This window comes from Tundrisphaera lichenicola, assembly GCF_051175385.1.
Lineage (GTDB): Bacteria > Planctomycetota > Planctomycetia > Isosphaerales > Isosphaeraceae > Tundrisphaera > Tundrisphaera lichenicola.
In genome coordinates, this window is the sequence record NZ_CP195106.1 from 7107605 (window position 1) to 7126925 (window position 19321).

Here is a 19321-nt window from a genome sequence, read left to right on the forward strand (position 1 = left end):
GGAGCCGGAAATCTCTCGGTCACCAGTCGGTATGGCCCAGATAAGGCCCGACGCATGCTCCGCTGCCGGGCTTGCAAGGCTCGTTTCTCCGAGCGGAAGGGGACGCCGCTCTTCGACTCCCGACTGCCTCCGGAGAAGGTCGAGACGGTCCTGGAGCACATCGCCGAGGGATGCGGTGTCCGACAGACCGGGCGGCTCTGCAAGGTCGATCGGGGCACGGTCGGCCGCTTGAGCCGGATCGCTGGTGATCATTCCCACGACCTCCACGACGAGTTGGTCGCGATTTCCCCCCCTCACTCGCGAGGCCCAGTTCGATGAGAAGTGGTCCTTCGTCGCCAAGAAGGAGAAGAATTGCGACCAGACCGACCCGGCCGATGACCGCAAGGGAGACACCTGGGACCATGTCGCGATCGATGCCGAGAGTCGGTTGGTGATCGGCGTCGTGTCCGGCGAGCGGACGGCCGCGAACGTCGTCGCGGTGGTCGATGACTTCAAGCGACGCACCGGGGGAAGGCTGATGGACCTGATCACCACCGACGGCTATCAGGCCTACGAGAATGCGATCCTCGAGGCCTATGGGGAGACGATCACGCCGCCCCGGACCGGCAAGCGAGGCCGGCCCAGGGCCCCTTACAAGGTCGAGCCGGTGGGCCTGACCTATGCCGTGGTGGAGAAGACGCGAGAGAGAGGCCGTGTGGTGGCCATCGCCACGCGGGTGATCTTCGGCACGATGGCGGCGGTGGCCGCGACGTTGGGGATGTCCAGGGTGAGCCGATCGATCAACACATCGTTCGTGGAGCGGCAGAACGGCACGGACCGGCATCGCAACGCCCGGAAGGCTCGCAAGACATACCGATTCAGCAAGGACTGGCGGCATCACGAATCGGTGACCTACCTGACGATGTACGTCTACAATTTCTGCTGGCCGGTCCGGACCTTACGGATCAAAGACGACCAGGGCATCTGGCGGAAGAGGAGTCCGGCGATGGCGGCCGGGCTGGCCGATCACGTCTGGTCAATTCCCGAATGGCTGGCCTTCCCATCCGTGCGACAATGATCGGCCACAAGGGAAATCATGGAGCCCTGAAAATATCGAGCAAGGACGGGCGAACGCATTTCATGAAAACCGAAACCACCGCGTCATCCCGTCGATCGGACCTGGACGCCCTGCGGGCCGGCGCCATGTTGCTGGGGATCGGCCTGCATGCGTCCCTCTCGTTCTTCCCGTCGTTCTGGATGGTCGCGGACAGTCGGCAGGATTCCGGTTTCGGGATCCTGTTCTCGGCGATCCATGGCTTCCGGATGCCCCTCTTCTTCGTCATGAGCGGCTTCTTCAGCGCGATGCTGCTGCACAAGCGAGGCCGCGGGTCGCTGCTCAAGCACCGATTCCACCGGGTCTTCCTCCCGCTGGTGGCGGGGATGTTCACCATCGTCCCGATCACGATCGGCATCTCCGCCTTCGCGATGTCGTCCTCCTCCGGGGATCCCGGAAAGACCCCTCCGGTCGAGCGCAGGTCGAACATCTGGACGGCCGCGCAGGCGGGAGATTTCGGGGCCATCGAGCGGCACCTGGAGGGCGGGATGGCCGTGGACGAGCCGGACCCCGAACGCGGGGGGACGCCCTTGCTCTGGGCCGCGGCCTCGGGCCGGGCAGAGGCCGTCGAGCGGCTCATCAAGCGAGGCGCGGACGTGAACGCCGTCGACCGGGATGGTGGGACGGCGCTTCAAGCGGCGGCCTTCCTGGGATACGACAAGGTCGTCGACGTGCTCATCCAGGAAGGCGCGAAGGTCAACGCGACCAACAAGCGAGGCCAGACTCCTCTGGATCTCGCGAACGTCGACGAAGGGACGACCATCTACTTTGCCTCGATCCTCCAGCTGGAGGTCGTCAAGGATGGGCTGGGGGCCCGCAAGGCCGCGATCGCCGAGTCCCTCAGCCAGCACGGCGGGACGGCCGGGCCGAAGGCGGGCCTGGCCGAGCAGTTGATGCAGATGCCCCTCTTCAACCACCTCTGGTTCCTCTGGTTCCTCTGGTGGCTGGTCGTGGGCTATGCGGCCCTCTCGGCGATCGGCTCGCTGTTCACTTCGATCCGGTGGCCCTCCTGGCTGGCCCTCTCGCCCGCCCGCTATCTCTGGCTGATCCCCCTGACGATGATCCCCCAGTGGTTCATGGGAGGCGGGGGCCTCTCGCCGATCTTCGGGCCGGATACCTCGACCGGGCCACTGCCGATCCCCCACGTCTTCGCGTATTACGCGATCTTCTTCGGCTTCGGGGCGTTCTATTTCGGCTCCGACGACCGGACCGGCCGCGTCGGCGGGCGTTGGTGGCTCCCGCTTTCGATCGGGCTTTTCGCCCTCCTCCCGCTCGGGCTGGCCCTCATCGGGGGATGGGCCGGGCCTCCCGGATTCGAGCTCGCCCCGCTCGCCCGACGGATCCTCTCGGTCTCCGTGCAGGCGGCCTACCCCTGGCTCATGACCTTCGGCCTGATGGGGCTGTTCCGCCGGATCTGCCCCCTGGAGAGCCCGAGGATGCAGTACCTCTCGGATTCGGCCTACTGGCTCTACCTCGCCCATCTCCCGCTAATCATCGGGGCCCAGTATCTGGTCCGAGACTGGCCGGTCCCGGCGTTGGCGAAGTTCTCGCTGATCGTCGTGGTCTCGACCGCCCTCCTGCTCGGGTCTTACCAGTTCCTGGTGCGGTACACCTGGATTGGCCGGTTCCTGAACGGACCTCGCCAGCGACCCGCTCGGGCGAAGGTCGATGTGCCCGAGGTCATTGCCGGATGATCCGGCATCCGATCGCGGACCCCGAGGAGTTTCCCCATGTTCGAAGGTATCACGAGGCTGGCCGAACGGGGGGACGAGGCGGGAGTCCGGCGGCTCCTGGATGAGGGGGTGCCCGTCGATCACATCGACAACGGCCGGTTCAACGTCACGCCGCTCCAGGTGGCCGCAAGGGCCGGTCACCTGGAGATCGTGAGATTCCTGCTGGAGCGGGGGGCGAACGTCAACCACTTCGACCACGACGACTTCTCGCCCGTCACCTCGGCCGCTCGCGCCGGAAGGTGGGCCGTGGTCAAGGTCCTGGCGGAGCAGGGGGGCGACTTCCGGAAGCGAGACGGGCACGGCAAATCCGGGCACGACTACCTGCGACGATGCCGGGGCAAGCGGAACCGGGCCGCCATCGAGGCCGTCCTCGATGCCAGGGAATCGACCGGGCTCGACGCCTCCGACAGCCAGGCCCAACCCGGATAAGGCCCGAGCCGGGACGATTCCCGAGGATCACGCGCCTCCCTGGGAATTCGACCCGGTCGGCGTGGCCTCGATCGACCCGGAGACCTCTTCGATCCACCCCCGGAGCCGCCCGGCCACCTCGGGCTCGGCGGATTCCTCGGCCTTCTTGCGGAGATCGGCGAGGGGGAGAGCCCCGGGCATCGCGCGGGCCTTCTCGCGGGCTCGGGCCACCTCGGCGTCGTTCAGGGTGGTCCCGGTGGTCCCGGAGGCGAGCAGGTTGGTCCGGTCCTGTCGGTGAGCGAGCCCGAGGGCGTGGCCCAGCTCGTGGGCGGTCACGCGGGGCAGGGGCTCGTCGATCCCCCCCGGCACCGGCCGGAGCTTGGCCGTCTCCTGGACGAAGGCCATCCGGTTGCCCAGGTAGACGCCGTTCACGGCGAACTGGCGGATGTAATAGACGTCCACCCCCTCGCCCGACCGCGAATCCGAGGGGGCCAGCAGTCGGAGGGGGGTCAGCCCATCCTCCGGCTCGGCGTCGATGGCGGCCTTATATCGGGCCTGCCGGGCGGCGGGCTCGCGGACGATCGGCTCGAGCCCGAAATGGACCCCGGCCTGATGCCAGATCCCGTTGACCTTGCCCACGACCCGCTTGAGGTCGGCGTCGGTCAGGCCGCAGTCGATGTCGGGCTGGTCGCTCGACGACAGGATGTGGACCCGGAGCGGGATCACCAAGAACTCGTCGATCGGGGGCGGTTTCAGGGGGGCATCCGGGATGTCATCGCCGAGCGCCGGGAAGGACAGGAAAAGGATCAGGGCGAAGGCGAGGCGAAAGCCTGAAGGCACGACCTTGACTCCCCCGGGTGGCATGAAGGGCGGGTCCGACATCCCCACGATCATCGCGGCCTTGGCGCCTGCTCGCAAGTCTCTCGCCCCGGCGGATCACGAGAGGCAACCGATCAGCCCGGTTCCAGGTCGGGCGGCGGCAAACTCCACCCAGTCGCGAATCTGCCGGACGGTCCCGTCGGTCTCGAAATCGGCCCCTTCGAGGTCAACCTCCCGGATCGGACCCAGCGATCGGGCGATCACCTCGGGCGGCCAGTGGCCGATCATCGGATAATCATCGGGCTCGGGGAGAATCACCGGGCCAGGCCCGAAGACCAGATCCTGGAGCCGCAAGGGTACCCCAGCCTCGTCGAGCCATCGGTCGATGGTCTCGATCCACTCCGACGAACCGGCGATCGCCGAGATGCCCTCCAACTCCTCGCCCAGGTACGCGCAGAGGGCCTCGAACGCATAACCGTAGACGTAGCCGTGAAACCCCGGCACGTCGGCCAGATCGCCCTCGATGATCCGATGCAGAGCCTCGGAGCAGGTCGGGACGGGAGGTTCATCGGGGTCCGGGTCGGGATCGGCCAGCTTGTCGATCCGGGCAAACCATCCGGACATTTTCCCGGCCACCGCGTCCGCCAGCGGGCGATCACGCGAGCCAAGGACGCGGGTCAGTTGATCCAGCGGGACGGCATAGACCGAGATCGAGGTCGACATCCGGGGCTCCCCAGGGGATCGGGCGAATTAGGTTCGGGCTATCTCAAATCGGCTTTCAGGACAACCTCTTGAGGTTGGCCACCCCATCATTATTACGGTACCAAGGTCATTCGACCCCCGATCCTGAGGATGCAGTTTCGCTCCGGCGGTCGTCGATAGCCCCCGAACGATCGAACTTCCATCATTCCACCGAAATCACATCGCCGAAGCGAGTCGCCAGATAGGGATTGGCATACTCATTATCATCCACCTTCGAAAAGTCGATCCCGGGCTTCAACTTGTACAGGGACAGGACAACTTTATAAGTCCCGGGATCGGCCGCGATTGATTCATCGAAATCGATCATGACCTGGCGAAATTCCGGCAGCATGAAAGTTCGATTCTCGTAATGCTTGACGAAGCTGAAATCAGGATTGTCGACACCAACGACCCTGATCGACCACATGTATTTCATGTCAACGTTCGAATCTATCAGTTCGACCTTGGCGTGAAATTGAATGTGCCCGCCCACTGAACCGATGCTCGATTCGATCAGGCTGGACGAGGACTTCAATCCGGGGACGATTGGTTGCTTCATCCTGGCCTTCGCGGCCTCGGCGGGCGTGAGCCGAACCAGTTCGATACCGGGTGCTCCCACTCCGGTGCCGGTCGCGATGAGGTTTGATCCGGGCTGGGCCGGTCCTGCATTTTGCCCGATGACCACAGGTTGAGCGAAGAGCCTTTTGTTGACCAGGTCCTTCGTCACGATCTGAATGACGGAGACCGCGACAGTTACGGCGAGCATTCCTAGGATAGCGTTCTTGATCCACATGAAGAATCCCCTCCGACGGGCCAGGATCCGGGAGTTCGTTCGCCCAGAATACCACATCTCATCCCCGAGGTCCGGCCATCGAGGCGGCCGGATGTTCCGGTCCGATTCCGGGGTTGGTATGCTCGACTCCTCCCTTTTTCGATGACGGGTCGTCGTGCCCCCTGGACGGTGCCATTCCCATGAGAACTTCGCGTCTACGGCTCTCGATCGTCGCGGCCCTGGCCGCCTGGGCCTATCCTTGCTTCGCCGACGACCCGGGCGTGGTCCCGAGCGACGCGAAAGGCGTGCCCCTGAACCTCGGCTTCGAGTCCGGGACGCTCCAGGACTGGCACGCCGAGGGGGACGCCTTCGCCGGGATGCCGATCGAGGGGGATGCCGTCTCGAAGCGTCGGGGGGACATGAAGAGCGGGCATGCCGGGCGGTTCTGGGTCGGCTCCTATGAAAAGAGCGGCGACCCGGCCCGGGGGACCTTGACTTCGGCCCCGTTCAAACTGGCCAAGCCCTACATCAGCTTCCTGATCGGCGCGGGGTCGTTCGAGACCACCCGGGCCGAGGTCGTCCGCAAGGACGACGGGGTGATCCTCGCCAAGGCGTCGGGGGACGACTCCGAGGAGATGAAGCGGGTGGCCTTCGACCTGACCCCGCAGGTCGGGCGTGAGATCTTCATCCGTCTGGTCGACGACGACGTCCGAGGCTGGGGGCACGTCAACTTCGACGACGTCCGGGTCCACGACACCAAGCCCGACGTCCCGGCCCGGCCGACGCCCGACGCCTTCGCCCATGCCGGGCTCCCGCCCGAAGAAGCCGCGAAGGCGATGACGGTCCCTCCCGGCTTCAAGGTCACCCTGTTCGCGGGCGAGCCCGACATCCACCAGCCGATCGGCTTCGCGATCGACGACCGGGGGCGGCTCTGGGTCGCCGAGGCGTACTCCTACCCGATCCGGGTCCCCGAGGACCAGGCCCGCGACCAGATCCTGATCTTCGAGGACGCGAACGGAGACGGCAAGTTCGACACCCGGAAGGTCTTCGCCGACAAGCTCAACCTCGTCAGCGGGATCGAGCTGGGCTTCGGCGGGGTCTACGTCGGAGCGGCCCCCAACCTCCTGTTCATCCCCGACAAGGACGGCGACGACAAGCCCGACGGCCCCGCGCAGATCCTCCTCGATGGATGGGGATATCAGGACTCGCACGAGACCCTGAATTCGTTCATCTGGGGTCCCGACGGCTGGCTCTACGGCTGCCACGGGGTGTTCACCCACTCGAAGGTCGGAAAGCCGGGCACGCCGGACTCGGAACGAATCCCGATCAACGCCGGGATCTGGCGGTATCACCCCACGACGCACAAGTTCGAGGTCTTCGCCCACGGGACGAGCAACCCCTGGGGCTTCGTCTTCGACAAGTACGGCCAGGCGTTCGAGACCGCGTGCGTGATCCCGCACCTCTACCACATGATCCCGGGGGCCCGCTACGAGCGGCAGGCCGGGCCTCACTTCAACCCATACACCTACGACGACATCAAGACCATCGCCGACCACCGCCACTATGTCGGGGCCAACCCGCACGCCGGCAACGGCCGGTCGTCCGACGCCGGGGGGGGCCACGCCCACTCCGGGGCGATGATCTACCAGGGCGGGGCCTGGCCGAAGGAGTATGACGGCTCGCTGTTCATGAACAACATCCACGGAGGCCGGATCAACCGCGACCTCCTGGTGCCGGAGGGCTCGGGATTCGTTGGCAAGCACGCCCCGGACTTCCTCTTCGCCAACGACTCGTGGTCGCAGATCATCAGCCTCAAGTACGGGCCCGATGGGCAGGTCTACTTCATCGACTGGTACGACCGCCAGCAGTGCCACCACACCGGCGTCAACATCCACGACCGGACCAACGGGCGGATCTTCAAGCTCAGCTATGGCGATCCGAAGCCTGTCAAGGGCGATCTGGAGACGCTGAATGGCGGCTCGCCGGCCTCGATGATCGACCACCCGAACGCCTGGTTCACCAGCCATGCGCTCCGGCTGATCGCCGAACGCGGTGCCGACACCAAAACGCGCGAGGCGCTGGCCGTCCTCAAGGACGACAGCCCCGAGGCAAGGCTCCGCCACCTCTGGGCCAGGCACGCGGCCGGCGGCCTCAGCGAGTTCGAAGCCAATGCCGCGATCAAGGACGAAGACCCGAACGTCCGGGCCTGGACGATCCGGCTCGCCCTCGAAGAGATCGACGACAACCTGCCCGAGATGGTGAAGCAAGCCAAGTTGACCGTCCGACGTGACGTGCTGGTCCGGCTCCCCGAACTGGCCGCGTCCGACCCCTCGCCGATCGTCCGGCTGGAGCTGGCCTCGGCCCTCCAGCGGATACCGCTCGAAAAGCGCTGGCCGATCCTGGAAGCCCTCGTGGCCCACTCCGAGGATGCCGACGACCACAACCTCCCCTTGATGTACTGGTTCGCGGCCGAGCCCCTGGCCGCGGCCGATCCGGGCCGAGCCCTCAAGCTGGCGGCGGGCTCGAAGCTGTCCAACCTCCTGCCGTTCACCGTCCGGCGGATCGCCTCGATCGGCACGCCCGAAGCGCTGGCGACCCTGATCGATTTCCTGGGCGTCGAGGGCCGATCGGACGCGCGTCGGCTGGTGCTCTCGGGGATCAACGAGGCCTTGAAGGGACGCCGATCGGTCGACAAGCCGGAGGCCTGGCCCGCCGTCTTCGCCGGGCTCCTGAAGGACGCCGACCCCGAGGTCCGCTCGCAGGCCACGGCGCTGGCGCTGACCTTCGGCGACGCCTCGGCCCTGGCCGCGTTCCGGACCGTCGTGGCCGACTCCAAGGCCGACGCCGGACTCCGGGGCGAGGCCCTCGCCGCGCTCCTCAAGGCGGGGGATGCCGGGATCGTCCCGACCCTGCAAAAGCTGGTCAACGAAGCCCCCCTCCGAGGCCGGGCGCTCCGGGCCCTGGCCAGCTTCGACGACCCCGCGACCCCCGGCGTGATCCTCAAGGTTTATCCCGGCCTGGCCCCGGTCGAGCGTCGGGACGCCCTGAACACGCTGGCCTCCCGGGCCGGCTCGGCCAGGGCGCTGCTCGCCGCCGTCGAGGCGAAGAAGGTCCCCCGGACCGACCTCACGGCCGACCTGATCCGCCAGATGCGGAACCTCAAGGACCCGGCGATCGACTCCGCCATCGCCCAGTCCTGGGGGACCGCCCGCGAGACCTCGCAGGATCGGATCCGACTGATCGCCGAGGCCAAGGCTCGGCTGACATCGAAGGTCGAGCAAACGCCCGACGTGAACCTCGGCCGGACGGTCTTCTCGAAGACCTGCCAGCAGTGCCACGTCCTGTTCGGGACCGGCGGGAACCTCGGCCCCGAGCTGACCGGTTCGAACCGCGCCGACCTCGACTACCTGCTCTCGAACATCTACGATCCCTCGGCCCTGATCGGCAAGGACTACCAGGCCCACGTCCTCGTGACCAAAGATGGCCGGGTCCTCACCGGGATCATCCGATCGGAGGACAAGGACGCCATCACATTGGCCACCACCACCGAGACGCTGGTTGTGCCGAAGCCCGAGGTCGAGGAGCGGGCCGCCAGCGAGGCCTCGATGATGCCCGAGGGGATCCTGACCCCGCTGACCGACCACGAAATCCGGTCGCTGGTCGCCTACCTGGCCAGCCCCTCGCAGGTGCCGATGCTGGCCACCCCCGAGAACGTCGAAGGCTTCTTCAACGGGCGAGACCTCGCCGGCTGGCAAGGGGACCCGAAGCTCTGGAAGGTCGAGGGCGGCGAGATCGTCGGCAAGTCGACCGGCCCCGGGCTCGACCACAACGAGTTCCTCCGCTCCGACCTGCTCGCGGGCGACTTCCGGCTCACCCTGAAGGTCCGGCTCGTCCGGAACGAGGGGAACAGCGGGATCCAGTTCCGGAGCGAGTCGCTGCCCGAGGGGGAGGTCAAGGGGTACCAGGCCGACATCGGCCCCGACTGGTGGGGCAAGCTCTACGAGGAGAACGGCCGGGGGCTCCTCTGGGACAAGTCGGGGGAGGAGTTCGTGAAGCCCGGCGAGTGGAACGACTACGAGGTCGTCGCCGTGGGCCCGAAGCTCCGGACCTCGATCAACGGCCACCCCTGCGTCACGCTCGACGACCCCGAGGGGGCACGCCGGGGGATCTTCGCCTTCCAGCTCCACGGCGGAGGGCCGACCGAGGTCCGACTCCGGGACCTCAAGCTCGAACTCGACCCCGGAGCGCCGGCCGAGGCAGCCCGTCGCTGAGCCCTCGGCCGCGGGATCGACCGAGGATGCCTCGAAGATCCCCGATGGGACGGACCTCGGCTCCCGAGAGGGAGCCCGAGCGTTCAACATTTTTCATAAACTTGCCATTGATATAAAAACGATTCTTGGTGTCGCGATCTTTCTCGGCCCCGTCGGATCCCGTAAACTATATTGACATTGGTCGGACCACCCGCCGGAACGGGCGATCCGATCGACACGATCGCCGGCGTGCCGCCCCTCACGGGCACCCACGCCGTCGGAGTCGCCATTGAAGAGGGGCGGCTCGCGATCATGGTCCGATCCCCGACTCGATCGCCGTCCGCCCCCATTTTCCGGGGAAAATGGGCCGGCTGGCCGGAGAGACGGCTCGCCATAAAACAAAATCAAGTGCGAATACGACCGACTTAAAAGCATAAACGAGGGTCGACTCGATGGGAATCCCCGTCCACGACCAGGATTTCGCGAGGCCCGAGTTCGACCATTTTCGCCTCCTGATGGAGAGCATCCGGGACTACGCCATCTTCACGGTCGACCGGCTCGGGTTCGTCTCCAGCTGGAACGCCGGGGCGTGCCGGACGCTGGGCTATGCCGAGGCCGAGGTCATCGGCAGGCCGTTCTCGATCTTCTACACGGAGGAGGACGTCCGTTCCGGGATACCCGACCAGGAGCTCGGCTCGGCCCTTTCCGAGGGACGGGCGCTCGGCGAGCGCTGGCACCTCCGGAAGGGCGGCTCGCGGATCTACTGCTCCGGCGTCCTTTCTCCTCTGTTCGATCGGGCTGGTCTGCATCGCGGCTTCGGGAAGGTGATCCGCGACCTGACCGAGCGGAAGCGGCTCGAGGAGGAACTGGAAGCGGCGGAGTCCCGTTTCCGGGCCATCGACGATCAGTCCCCCGCGCTGACCTGGCGATCGGATGCCGAGGGGCGATACGATTATTTCAATCGACCCTGGTACGACTTCCGGGGCGAGCCCCCCGAGCATGAGATCGGCGAGGGGCCCGGCTGGGCCGAGGGAGTCCACCCCGAGGACCGCGAGGACTACCTGAGGACCTACCGGGACGCCTTCGCTCGCCGGGCCCCCTTCGAGAGCCTGTTCCGCCTCCGACGCCACGACGGCCGATATCGCTGGATCATCGACCGGGGGGTGCCCTACCAGGACCCTCGGGGCCAATTCCTCGGGTTCCTCGGCTCCTGCATGGACATCACCGACCGAGTCGAGTTGGAGGCCGCGCTCGAGCGTCAACGCTCGGCGGCCGAGGAAGTGTCCCGCCACCAGAACCGGCTGCTCTCGGCGCTCTCGCACGACGCCCGGACGCCGCTCAATGCCGTGCTCCTCGCGATCGAGTTCCTGAAACGGCTCCTTCAAGGGCAGGCCGACCCCGAGATCGAGTCGAACCTCACGACGATTCGCCACTCCGTCGGCAACGTCCTGGAACTGCTCGGCGACCTGCTCAGTCTGTCCAGGATCGACGCGGGGGTCGTCTCCACCCAGACTTCGCGATTCACCCTGGCGTCGACCCTGGCCGAGTGCCTCTCGGGGATCGAGCCCCAGGCCCGCCAGAAAGGGCTCGAACTCCGCCTGGAGCCGGGAAACCTGGCCGGCGCCAGCCTGGAGATCGACCGGATCAAGTTCAAGCAGATCCTGGGCAACCTCCTCTCCAACGCCCTCCGTTATACCGACCGGGGCCACATTCGGCTATTTACCCTGCACGCCGAAGGCGTGATCCAGATCGCCGTCGAGGATTCCGGGGTCGGGATCGATGTCTCGGATCGCGTCCGGATCTTCGACGAGTTCACCATGCTGAATACCCTCCACAGGCCGGGGGGCGAGGGGACCGGGCTGGGCCTGGCGATCAGCCGGAGGCTTTCCAACCTCCTCCAGGGCGAAATCATCGTCGAGAGCGAGCTGGGGCGGGGGAGCACCTTCACCCTGGTCCTGCCCGACTCGATCCTGGTCGTCGACCCGTCGTCCTCCGCGTCCGTCGAAGAACCGGCCGGCCGGCCCGCCTCGCTGGGCACGATCCTGGTCGCCGAGGACCACGACTCGCATCGTCGGGTGCTGGCCAGGATCCTCCGGAAGATGGGCTTTCAGACCCTGGAAGCCGGCAACGGCCAGGAGGCCCTGGCCCTCGCCCGGAGCGCCACCCCGCTGGCCATCCTCATGGACATCAACATGCCCTTGATGGACGGGATCGAGGCGATCCGAACCCTCCGCGCCGAGCCGGCGACGTCCCGGGTGCCCATCTTCGCACTGACCGGCGACGTTTCCGATCTCAAGCACCAGAAGATCGAGGAAGCCGGCGTCACCGGCTTGCTGGAGAAGCCCGTGAGCTGGGAGGCCCTGGAGCAGACCCTCGGCTTCCTCCGCCAGTCCTGCGCCTGAGCCGGTTCGGTTCGCGCGCCGGCCTCGGGTTCCTACAGGCCGCCGAGCGGCCCTTCGAGGAAAGAACCGACACCCCGGCCTCATCGCGAGGCACGGGGCATCGGGGGGGGGAACCGGTTGGATCGAGGGATGATTCCGGACTTGAGTTCCGGGGCGGTCGAATCGGCTCGGGCCCGGTCCGGGTCGGTCCCGAGGCCTCAATGTCTCACGATCTCGCCGGACTGCTGGTAGTCCGCGATGGCCTTGTCCGCCCCGGCCGGGACCGGCTTCGTTTCGAAGAGCGTCGTGAAGGTCCCGGAGGCGTCCTTGTACTTCCCGGTCCCGCCGACGATGGTGAACGCGCCGTCGCCGCTGAAGACGGCGTCTCCCTTGGCGTTGAGGATCTTCAGGGTGAACACGGCGGTCCAGGTGCAGAAGATCTGGCCTTGCTTGGTGGTGATGACATGAAGCTTGGGATGGCCCGGGACCAAGGGGTTGGGGCCGACCTCGCCGTAGAAGATCAGCGTGGTGGCGTCGACCGGGATCAGGCCCGAGAGGTTGAGGATCGAGCCCGTCTGGGTGTGCTTGCCGATCAGCTCGCTCTCCCCCGCCGCGAGGTAGGGGGCGAGCCCGCCGACCTGCGTGGCCCCCTGGACGTTCGAGAAGGCGACCTTGCCCTCGGCCTCGTAGTCGCCCACCTTGGCGCGATGGAGCGAGCCGTGGAAGGTGATGTGGGCGGTGGAGAGATCCGGGGCGGTCCAGACCCCCTTGAAGACGCCTTTCCCGGTGGCGTGGCGGAACCGGCCGGTGCCGCCGGTGATCGTGAACGAGCCCACGCTGCCGGTCTCGGTGAACTGGCCGGTCAGGTCCTCGTACAGCAGGTCGCCGTTGGCCCCCTTCTTCGTGAGCGAGCCGGAGAACGCGCCGGTGTTGGGATCGAAGTGGTATTCGACCTCGCCGGTGAACTTGCCGAGAATGGTCTCGATGCCGTCCAGGCTGCCTCGGACCAGCACATCGGTCGCGGAGATGGGCTGGAACAAGGTGACGGCGAAGTCGAACTGGCCCTTGTAATTCCGCTCCGGATGTCCGGCCCGGGCCGTCGAGAGGCATGGAGCCAGGGCACAAAGCAAGAGGCAGAAGCGAGAGAGGGGGCGTCGCATCGGAGGATCCTCAAATCCGGGGGGGGAAAGGCTACCTTGGCCGCGTTCGGAGATCGAGGGGGGGCAAGGGTACCGCTTCGTACCCTCGGTCCCGCGAGCCACGACGTCGTGGCAAGCCTGTGGACGAAAGAGCGATCCTCGACGTGTCGACATCGGCCAGAATTGACAAGATCCGCCCTCGACCCAGCCATTCATGGCATTCGATTTGATCGGGCGATCGGACTTGCGTCGCGAGCCGCAGTCAGAGTCCTGCGGTGCTCGCGGAAAAGTCACACACCCGATCCGATTTTTTTTCGGAAGGGGACCAATCGAGCGTAAGCTAATTGGGTCCATATCGTTCGACGAGACCGGCGATGAGGGGCCGATCCCCCTCGATGCCCCGAACCTGTCGCCCCCGACAAATTGTTTCTGGCCGAGAGGTCCGCGCGATGATGCCGATCGACTCGCCGACCGAGGAATTGATGCAACGGGTCGGTCGCGGTGACGACCAGGCCCTGCAGGTGCTCCTGGATCGCCACCGGGCCCGCCTCCGGGGCGCGGTGGCCCTGCACATGGACCGTCGGCTCTCGCCGCGGATCGACCCCTCGGACATCGTCCAGGAGGCTTTGGGGGATGCCCATCGGAAGCTGCCCGCCTACCTGCTCGACCCGCCGATCTCGTTCTATCCCTGGCTCCGACGACTGGCCCTGGAGCGCCTGATCCAGGCCCACCGTCGCCACCTCCGTTCGTCGAGCCGGTCGGTCGACCGCGAGCGGCGAGATCGACCGGCGCTGCCCGAAGAGTCGGCCCTCCTGCTGGTCGAGCGCCTGGCCGATCGCCAGGCGAGCCCCAGCCAGGCCCTGGCCCGAGCCGAGCGGAACGGACAACTCCGGGCCGCGCTCGATCGATTGCCCCAGGCCGACCGCGAGGTCCTCGTGCTGCGCTATCTGGAAGAGCTCCCCTTCGGCGAAATCGCCGACATCCTGGGAGTCAAGCTCGGGGCGATCAAGATGCGGCACCTCCGCGCGCTCCAGCGATTGCACGATCTCCTGTCGGCGGGCGACGGGAGCGTCCATCCATGAGGGGTCCGGACGGCGGCGAATCTCCGGCGGAGACCGAGGCGTCGGATCAGACGCTGGCGAACTGGGTCGCCGAGCTGGCCGACTGGCTCCAGGCCGACGGGCAACTCGACGTGGAGGCCTACGCCCGCGAGTTCCCCGAACGGGCCGAGCAACTCCGCCCGTTGCTGCCGGCCCTGGCCTCGATGATCCGGATCAAGGATGGGACCGGATCGTTCCAGGAGCGGGCGGGACCCCCGAATTCGGGGGCCGATCTCGATCCCTCCGTGCTGGGCAACTTCAAGATCCTGCGCGTGCTGGGACGGGGGGGCATGGGCGTGGTCTACGAGGCGATCGAGATCCCCCTTCATCGCCGGGTTGCGCTCAAGGTGCTGCCCCCCGCCATGGCGCTGGATCCCCAGCGACTCCAGCGATTCCAGGTGGAGACCCAGGCGGTGGCCAGCCTGAACCACCCGAACATCGTGCCGATCTACTCGGTCGGCCAGGACCGGGGCACGCCCTATTTCGCCATGCTCCTGATCGATGGCCAGACGCTGGCCGAGGCGATCCGCGACTTGAGGGTCCTTCGCGGGCTGACCGTGGAGCGGGCCGTCGAGATGGGCGAGACGACCCAATGCCTGGCCGAGGGGTGGCCCACGCCGGCCCCGGCGGGGGCAGGCCCAAGGGAAGGCCGTGACTCCTCGATGGATCCGGCATCATCGAGCCCGCACGACGCGCGATCCGCGACGCCCTCGCCCCGGATGTCCTCTTATCCCCGGAGGGTCGCCGAGCTCGGGCGTCAGGCCGCAGAGGCGCTGGAGCACGTCCATGACCTGGGGATCCTCCACCGGGACATCAAGCCGGGCAACCTGCTGGTCGACGCCCGCGGCCATCTCTGGATCACCGACTTCGGGATGGCCCGGCTCCAGGGAGAGAGCGACCTGACCCAGACCGGCGACCTGATCGGGACGCTGAAGTACATGAGCCCCGAGCAGGTCCAGGGCCGCCGCGAGCTGGTGGACCGGCGCTCCGACCTCTATTCGCTGGGGGCGACCCTCTACGAACTCCTGGCCCTCAAGCCCGCGTTCTTCGGGGAAGACCGGCAGGAGATGCTGGGGAAGATCGCCCAGGCGGCGCCACGATCCCTCCGGGCGATCGACCCGTCGATCCCGGCCGACCTGGAGACGATCGTCCTCAAGGCGATGGCCAAGGACCCCACCCATCGCTACGAATCGGCCCGGGCCATGGCCGACGACCTCCGCCGATTCCTGGCCGATGAGCCGATCCGGGCCAGGCCCCAGGGCCGACTCGATCGCCTGAGGGCCTGGTGCGTGCGGCCCGCGCGGATCCGGGAGGCGGGGGTCGCCCTCTTGACCCTGGGCCTCCTGACCAGCGGGATCGGCCTGATCTGGTACGTCGGATACCTGGCCGGGATCGTCAGGCCGAAGCGGCCGGGAGATTTCGTCCAGGATCTGCTGGTCGCCTTCCTGGTCTTCGACGCCCCGCCCCTCTGGTGCGGCCTGAAGACCCTGGACGGCAAGCGATCCGGCCTCTGGTTAGGCTGGCTCACCTCGCTGAATTTCCTCGTCTGGCTCCTGATCGGCGTCTGGGGCTGGCAGGTCTTCGATTACGGGGGGATGTTCGAGGACAAGGCCTCGGAGTCGCCGTTTCTTTTGATGCTGGTGCTCCTGGTCATCCACACGATCGTGCGAATCTCCCTGGGTCTCGCCGCGGATCGCGTGATGGTCCGGAATGGCCATTGATCGGCAAGGCCCAACTCATTCGACGTACGCGAACTCATTGAGGCCCAGGATCGCCTGGCAGAGGTCGGCCAGGGCCGACCGTTCGGGGTCGGCCTGGCCGGAGGCCCGGTACGACCCGGCCTGATCCCGGAGGAAATCGAGGTCGTCGGCCAGTTCGTCCGGGGCGGGGGGGCGTGCCAGGGCCAGGCGATAGGCGCGGTCGATGGCCGATTCGAGGGTGGTCCCGGCGTCGGGCCGGACCCGATCCGCGAAGGCCCGGGCATAGGCCCGGACCTGCGGGTTGTTCAGCAAGGCGAGCGCCTGAGGGGCCACGGTCGTCGAGCCGCGTTGCCCCTGGCCTTGCAAGGCGTCGGGGGCGTCGAAGAGGGCCAGGATCGGGACCAGATGGCTCCGCTTGACGGTGAAGTAGAGGCTCCGACGCCTCATCGCCTCGTCCAGCGTCCCCGGGCCGAACGGGGTCGGGTCCAGGGTCCCGCTGACGGCGAGCATCGCGTCGCGGATCGCCTCGGCCTCCAGCCGTCGCGGGGTGTTCCTCCACCTGAGGAGGTTGTCGGGGTCGATCGCCGCCTTGGCCTCGTCGAACGCAGCCGACATCCGGTAGGCGTCGCTGGTCATCATCAGGCGGTGGATCGGCTTGAGGTGCCAGCCGTTGCGGATCAGCTCGCCGGCCAGGTAGTCGAGCAGTTCGGGGTGGGTCGGGCGTTCCCCCTGGGTCCCGAAGTCGCTGGGCGTGGCGACCAACCCTCGGCCGAAGTGGTGCTGCCAGAGCCGGTTGACGATCACCCGGGCCAGGAGGGGCCCGGCCCCCCCGTCGACGTCGGTGAGCCACTTCGCCAGGCCGGTCCTCCGGTACGATTGCTTCGCCTCGGCGGGGGGCGGGGTCTGCCATCGGCGATCCCCCTCGCTGGCGGTCGTCAGGACTTGCAGGAATCCGGCCTCCGTCTCGCCTTGCTTCTGGGCGAGATCCCCGCGCTTCAGGAGGTACGTCTTCTCGAAGAAGTCGGCCCCCTGCGTGTGGAGCCGGAGCGGCGGGACCCCTTCGCTGGAGATCAGGACCTTGGTGAGCGCGGGCTTCGGGGCGACCGCTTCGAGGTCGGTCACGGCCCGATCGACCGCGACGGCCTCGGGGTCGGTCGCCCGGAAGTGGGCCAGGAGGGCGGCCCGCTGCTCGGGCGTCCGGGCCCCGGGATCGGCCTTCAGGGCCTCTTCGAGCCGGTTCAAGGCGACGATCGGGGCGGTCTCGCCGTCAAGGGGGACCGTGCCCGACTCGGTCGAGACCGAGATCCGGGGGCGGCCGATCGTGTGGCCGGTGTTGCACTCGAAGCCGAGGTTGACGGTCAAGGTCGCCCCCCCCTCGAAGTCGACGGGCGGTTCGAACTCGAAGACCGCGCCCTGGTCCTTGCCGAACTCGGGGTCGACGGCCCAGGCCGACTTCGGGTCGTCGTCGATCGCGGCGGCGACCGGGAGCCCCGCCTGCTCGAAGGTCGCGCGAGGGCGGACCAGCTTGACCGGGACGGCGGGGCCTCCGCCCAGGGGAGCGGCCGTCGCCCGGAGGTCGGACAGAGCGAAGTTCCCGTTGGACGCGCGACCGGGGCCGGACTTCACCATCGACTTGTCGGCGAGGGCCTCGATCTTCAGGGCCGTGATCCCCCGGAGCGGGGTCCGAGCCTCGAAGGTGTAGGCGTCGGACTCGGGATTGGGGCCGCTCGCCAGGTACGAGCCGTCGGCCTGCAGCTGGAAGTTGGCCCCGGCCTTCGAGGTGAGGCTCGACGCTTCGAGGGTCATCCAGCGCGGGCGGGCGATCTTCGGATCGGCCTCGAGCCAGGCTTCGAAGCGGGCGGGAAGCCGCTCGCGGGCGAACCGATCCCGGGCCTCGACGACCCCGGCGTGCCTGGACTCGTAGTCCAGGCGGTCCCGCCGGGTCTTCTCGGGGTCGAGATCCAGCTCGGCCTCGCTCCGGACGGTCGTGGTGAAGGTGGCGAGCAGTCGGTAGTAGTCGGCGGTCGGGATCGGGTCGAACTTGTGGTCGTGGCACCGGGCGCAGCCGACGGTCAGGCCGAGCATGGCGGTCCCCAGGGTGGCGGCCATGTCGTCCAGCTCGTCGTACCGCTCCTTCTCGGCGGTGTTGGCGGTGATCTGGGTGCTGTGGACCCCCGCGGCCAGGAAGCCGGTGGCCATCAGGGCTTCGGGGTTCTCGGGCTCGATCTCGTCGCCGGCCACCTGGAGCCGGACGAAGCGATCGTACGGCATGTCTGCGTTCAACGCGCGGACGACGAAGTCGCGATAATGGTAGGCCGACGGGCGGTCATAGTCGTGCTCATACCCGTGGCTCTCGGCGAACCGGGCGAGGTCGAGCCAGTGCCTGGCCCATCGCTCGCCGTGGCCCAGGTCGCCCAGGAGCCGATCCACCACCTTCTCGAAGGCGTCGGGGGAGGGGTCGTCGACGAACACCTCGACGTCCTCGGGCCGGGGGGGGAGGCCGGTCAGGTCGAACGAGGCCCGACGGATCAGGGTCCGACGATCGGCCGGGGGATTGGGGGCGATCCCCTTCGCTCCGAGCTTCGCGAGGAGGAAGCGGTCGACCGGCGATCGTCCCGGGCCTTCGGGGAGGTCGACGGACCCAAGAGGTCGGAACGACCAGAACTGGCGGTCCTTCTGGGTGACGACGGCGTGCGGGGCGGGCTGGGAGGCGTCGACCAGCGGCTGATCGTAGGGAGCCCCGGCGTCGATCCATTCGGCGATCTTCAGGACGGCATCCTCGGGGAGCCGGGGCGCCTTGTCGGGCATCGAGGGCTTTTCGAGATGCGCGACCATCCGGTAGAGGCGGCTCTCCCCGGCCTTGCCGGGGACGACGGGAGGGCCTTCGCCGGTCCCGTCCCTCAGGAGCCCCTCGCGGGTGGTCAGGTCGAACTCCCCCTTGGTGACGGCCCCGCCGTGGCACTTCAGGCAATGCTCGACCAAGAGGGCGCGGACGGTCCCCTGGAAGAGCCCGATCCCGCGAGCCATGTCCCGAGGGTGGTCGCGGTCGACGCTCGGGGGTCGAGGTTCGTCGAATCCGAGGGCGGTGGCGGCCCCCATCGGCAGGATTCCGACCAGGCCGGCGAACGCCCACGCGATCCGGCGGGGGGACGATCCGAGCGTCATCATCGGTGTTCTCTCCCTGC

Annotated in this window: 13 protein-coding genes; 8 read left to right on the forward strand and 5 right to left on the reverse strand. The window is 67.5% G+C overall.

Annotation, left to right across the window (positions count from 1 at the left end):
- The first annotated feature begins 54 nt into the window (after nt 1–54).
- The 4 genes from P12x_RS28180 to P12x_RS28195 all read left to right on the forward strand — a co-directional run bounded on the left by P12x_RS28180 (nt 55) and on the right by P12x_RS28195 (nt 3255).
- Entirely contained in the window at nt 55–318 is a 264-nt protein-coding gene (locus P12x_RS28180) for a helix-turn-helix domain-containing protein (protein WP_435008426.1), read from the forward strand.
- Nucleotides 245–1057: a hypothetical protein gene (locus P12x_RS28185; protein WP_435008427.1), complete on the forward strand. Its 813-nt coding sequence runs from the start codon at nt 245–247 to the stop codon at nt 1055–1057. Before P12x_RS28180 ends, P12x_RS28185 begins: the two co-directional genes overlap by 74 nt.
- A 62-nt stretch (nt 1058–1119) precedes the next feature.
- On the forward strand, nt 1120–2787 hold the full coding sequence (locus P12x_RS28190; protein WP_435008428.1) for an acyltransferase family protein: 1668 nt from the start codon (nt 1120–1122) through the stop codon (nt 2785–2787).
- A 36-nt stretch (nt 2788–2823) separates the two neighbouring features.
- Nucleotides 2824–3255 (forward strand): ankyrin repeat domain-containing protein, encoded by a 432-nt coding sequence (locus P12x_RS28195; protein ID WP_435008429.1) that lies wholly within the window; start codon nt 2824–2826, stop codon nt 3253–3255.
- A 27-nt stretch (nt 3256–3282) separates the two neighbouring features.
- On the opposite strand, the gene P12x_RS28200 is transcribed toward P12x_RS28195, so the two are convergent.
- The 3 genes from P12x_RS28200 to P12x_RS28210 form a co-directional block, all read right to left on the reverse strand.
- Nucleotides 3283–4116 (reverse strand): Matrixin, encoded by an 834-nt coding sequence (locus P12x_RS28200; protein WP_435008430.1) that lies wholly within the window; start codon nt 4114–4116, stop codon nt 3283–3285.
- 54 nt (nt 4117–4170) lie between these two features.
- Nucleotides 4171–4776, reverse strand: a complete 606-nt coding sequence (locus P12x_RS28205) for a DUF7691 family protein (RefSeq protein ID WP_435008431.1) — start codon at nt 4774–4776, stop codon at nt 4171–4173.
- Nucleotides 4777–4957: 181 nt separating this feature from the next.
- The gene (locus P12x_RS28210; RefSeq protein ID WP_435008432.1) at nt 4958–5587 is read right to left on the reverse strand and encodes a hypothetical protein; all 630 of its coding nucleotides are present in this window, start codon (nt 5585–5587) and stop codon (nt 4958–4960) included.
- Nucleotides 5588–5766: 179 nt separating this feature from the next.
- Between P12x_RS28210 and P12x_RS28215 the strand changes: the two genes are divergently transcribed.
- Nucleotides 5767–9837: a PVC-type heme-binding CxxCH protein gene (locus P12x_RS28215; RefSeq protein WP_435008433.1), complete on the forward strand. Its 4071-nt coding sequence runs from the start codon at nt 5767–5769 to the stop codon at nt 9835–9837.
- Between the two features lie 431 nt (nt 9838–10268).
- The gene (locus P12x_RS28220; protein ID WP_435008434.1) at nt 10269–12218 is read left to right on the forward strand and encodes a PAS domain S-box protein; all 1950 of its coding nucleotides are present in this window, start codon (nt 10269–10271) and stop codon (nt 12216–12218) included.
- Between the two features lie 197 nt (nt 12219–12415).
- On the opposite strand, the gene P12x_RS28225 is transcribed toward P12x_RS28220, so the two are convergent.
- Complete coding sequence (locus P12x_RS28225; RefSeq protein ID WP_435008435.1) at nt 12416–13357, reverse strand: hypothetical protein; 942 nt, start codon at nt 13355–13357, stop codon at nt 12416–12418.
- Nucleotides 13358–13785: 428 nt separating this feature from the next.
- Here P12x_RS28225 and P12x_RS28230 point away from each other — a divergent pair, with 428 nt between their 5' ends.
- The gene (locus tag P12x_RS28230; RefSeq protein WP_435008436.1) at nt 13786–14418 is read left to right on the forward strand and encodes a sigma-70 family RNA polymerase sigma factor; all 633 of its coding nucleotides are present in this window, start codon (nt 13786–13788) and stop codon (nt 14416–14418) included.
- Nucleotides 14415–16157, forward strand: coding sequence for a serine/threonine-protein kinase (locus P12x_RS28235; protein ID WP_435008437.1), 1743 nt, complete (start codon nt 14415–14417; stop codon nt 16155–16157). Before P12x_RS28230 ends, P12x_RS28235 begins: the two co-directional genes overlap by 4 nt.
- Before the next feature lie 15 nt (nt 16158–16172).
- Here the strand turns inward: P12x_RS28235 and P12x_RS28240 are convergent, their stop codons facing one another.
- Nucleotides 16173–19304 (reverse strand): PSD1 and planctomycete cytochrome C domain-containing protein, encoded by a 3132-nt coding sequence (locus tag P12x_RS28240; protein WP_435008438.1) that lies wholly within the window; start codon nt 19302–19304, stop codon nt 16173–16175.
- Nucleotides 19305–19321: the final 17 nt, after the last annotated feature.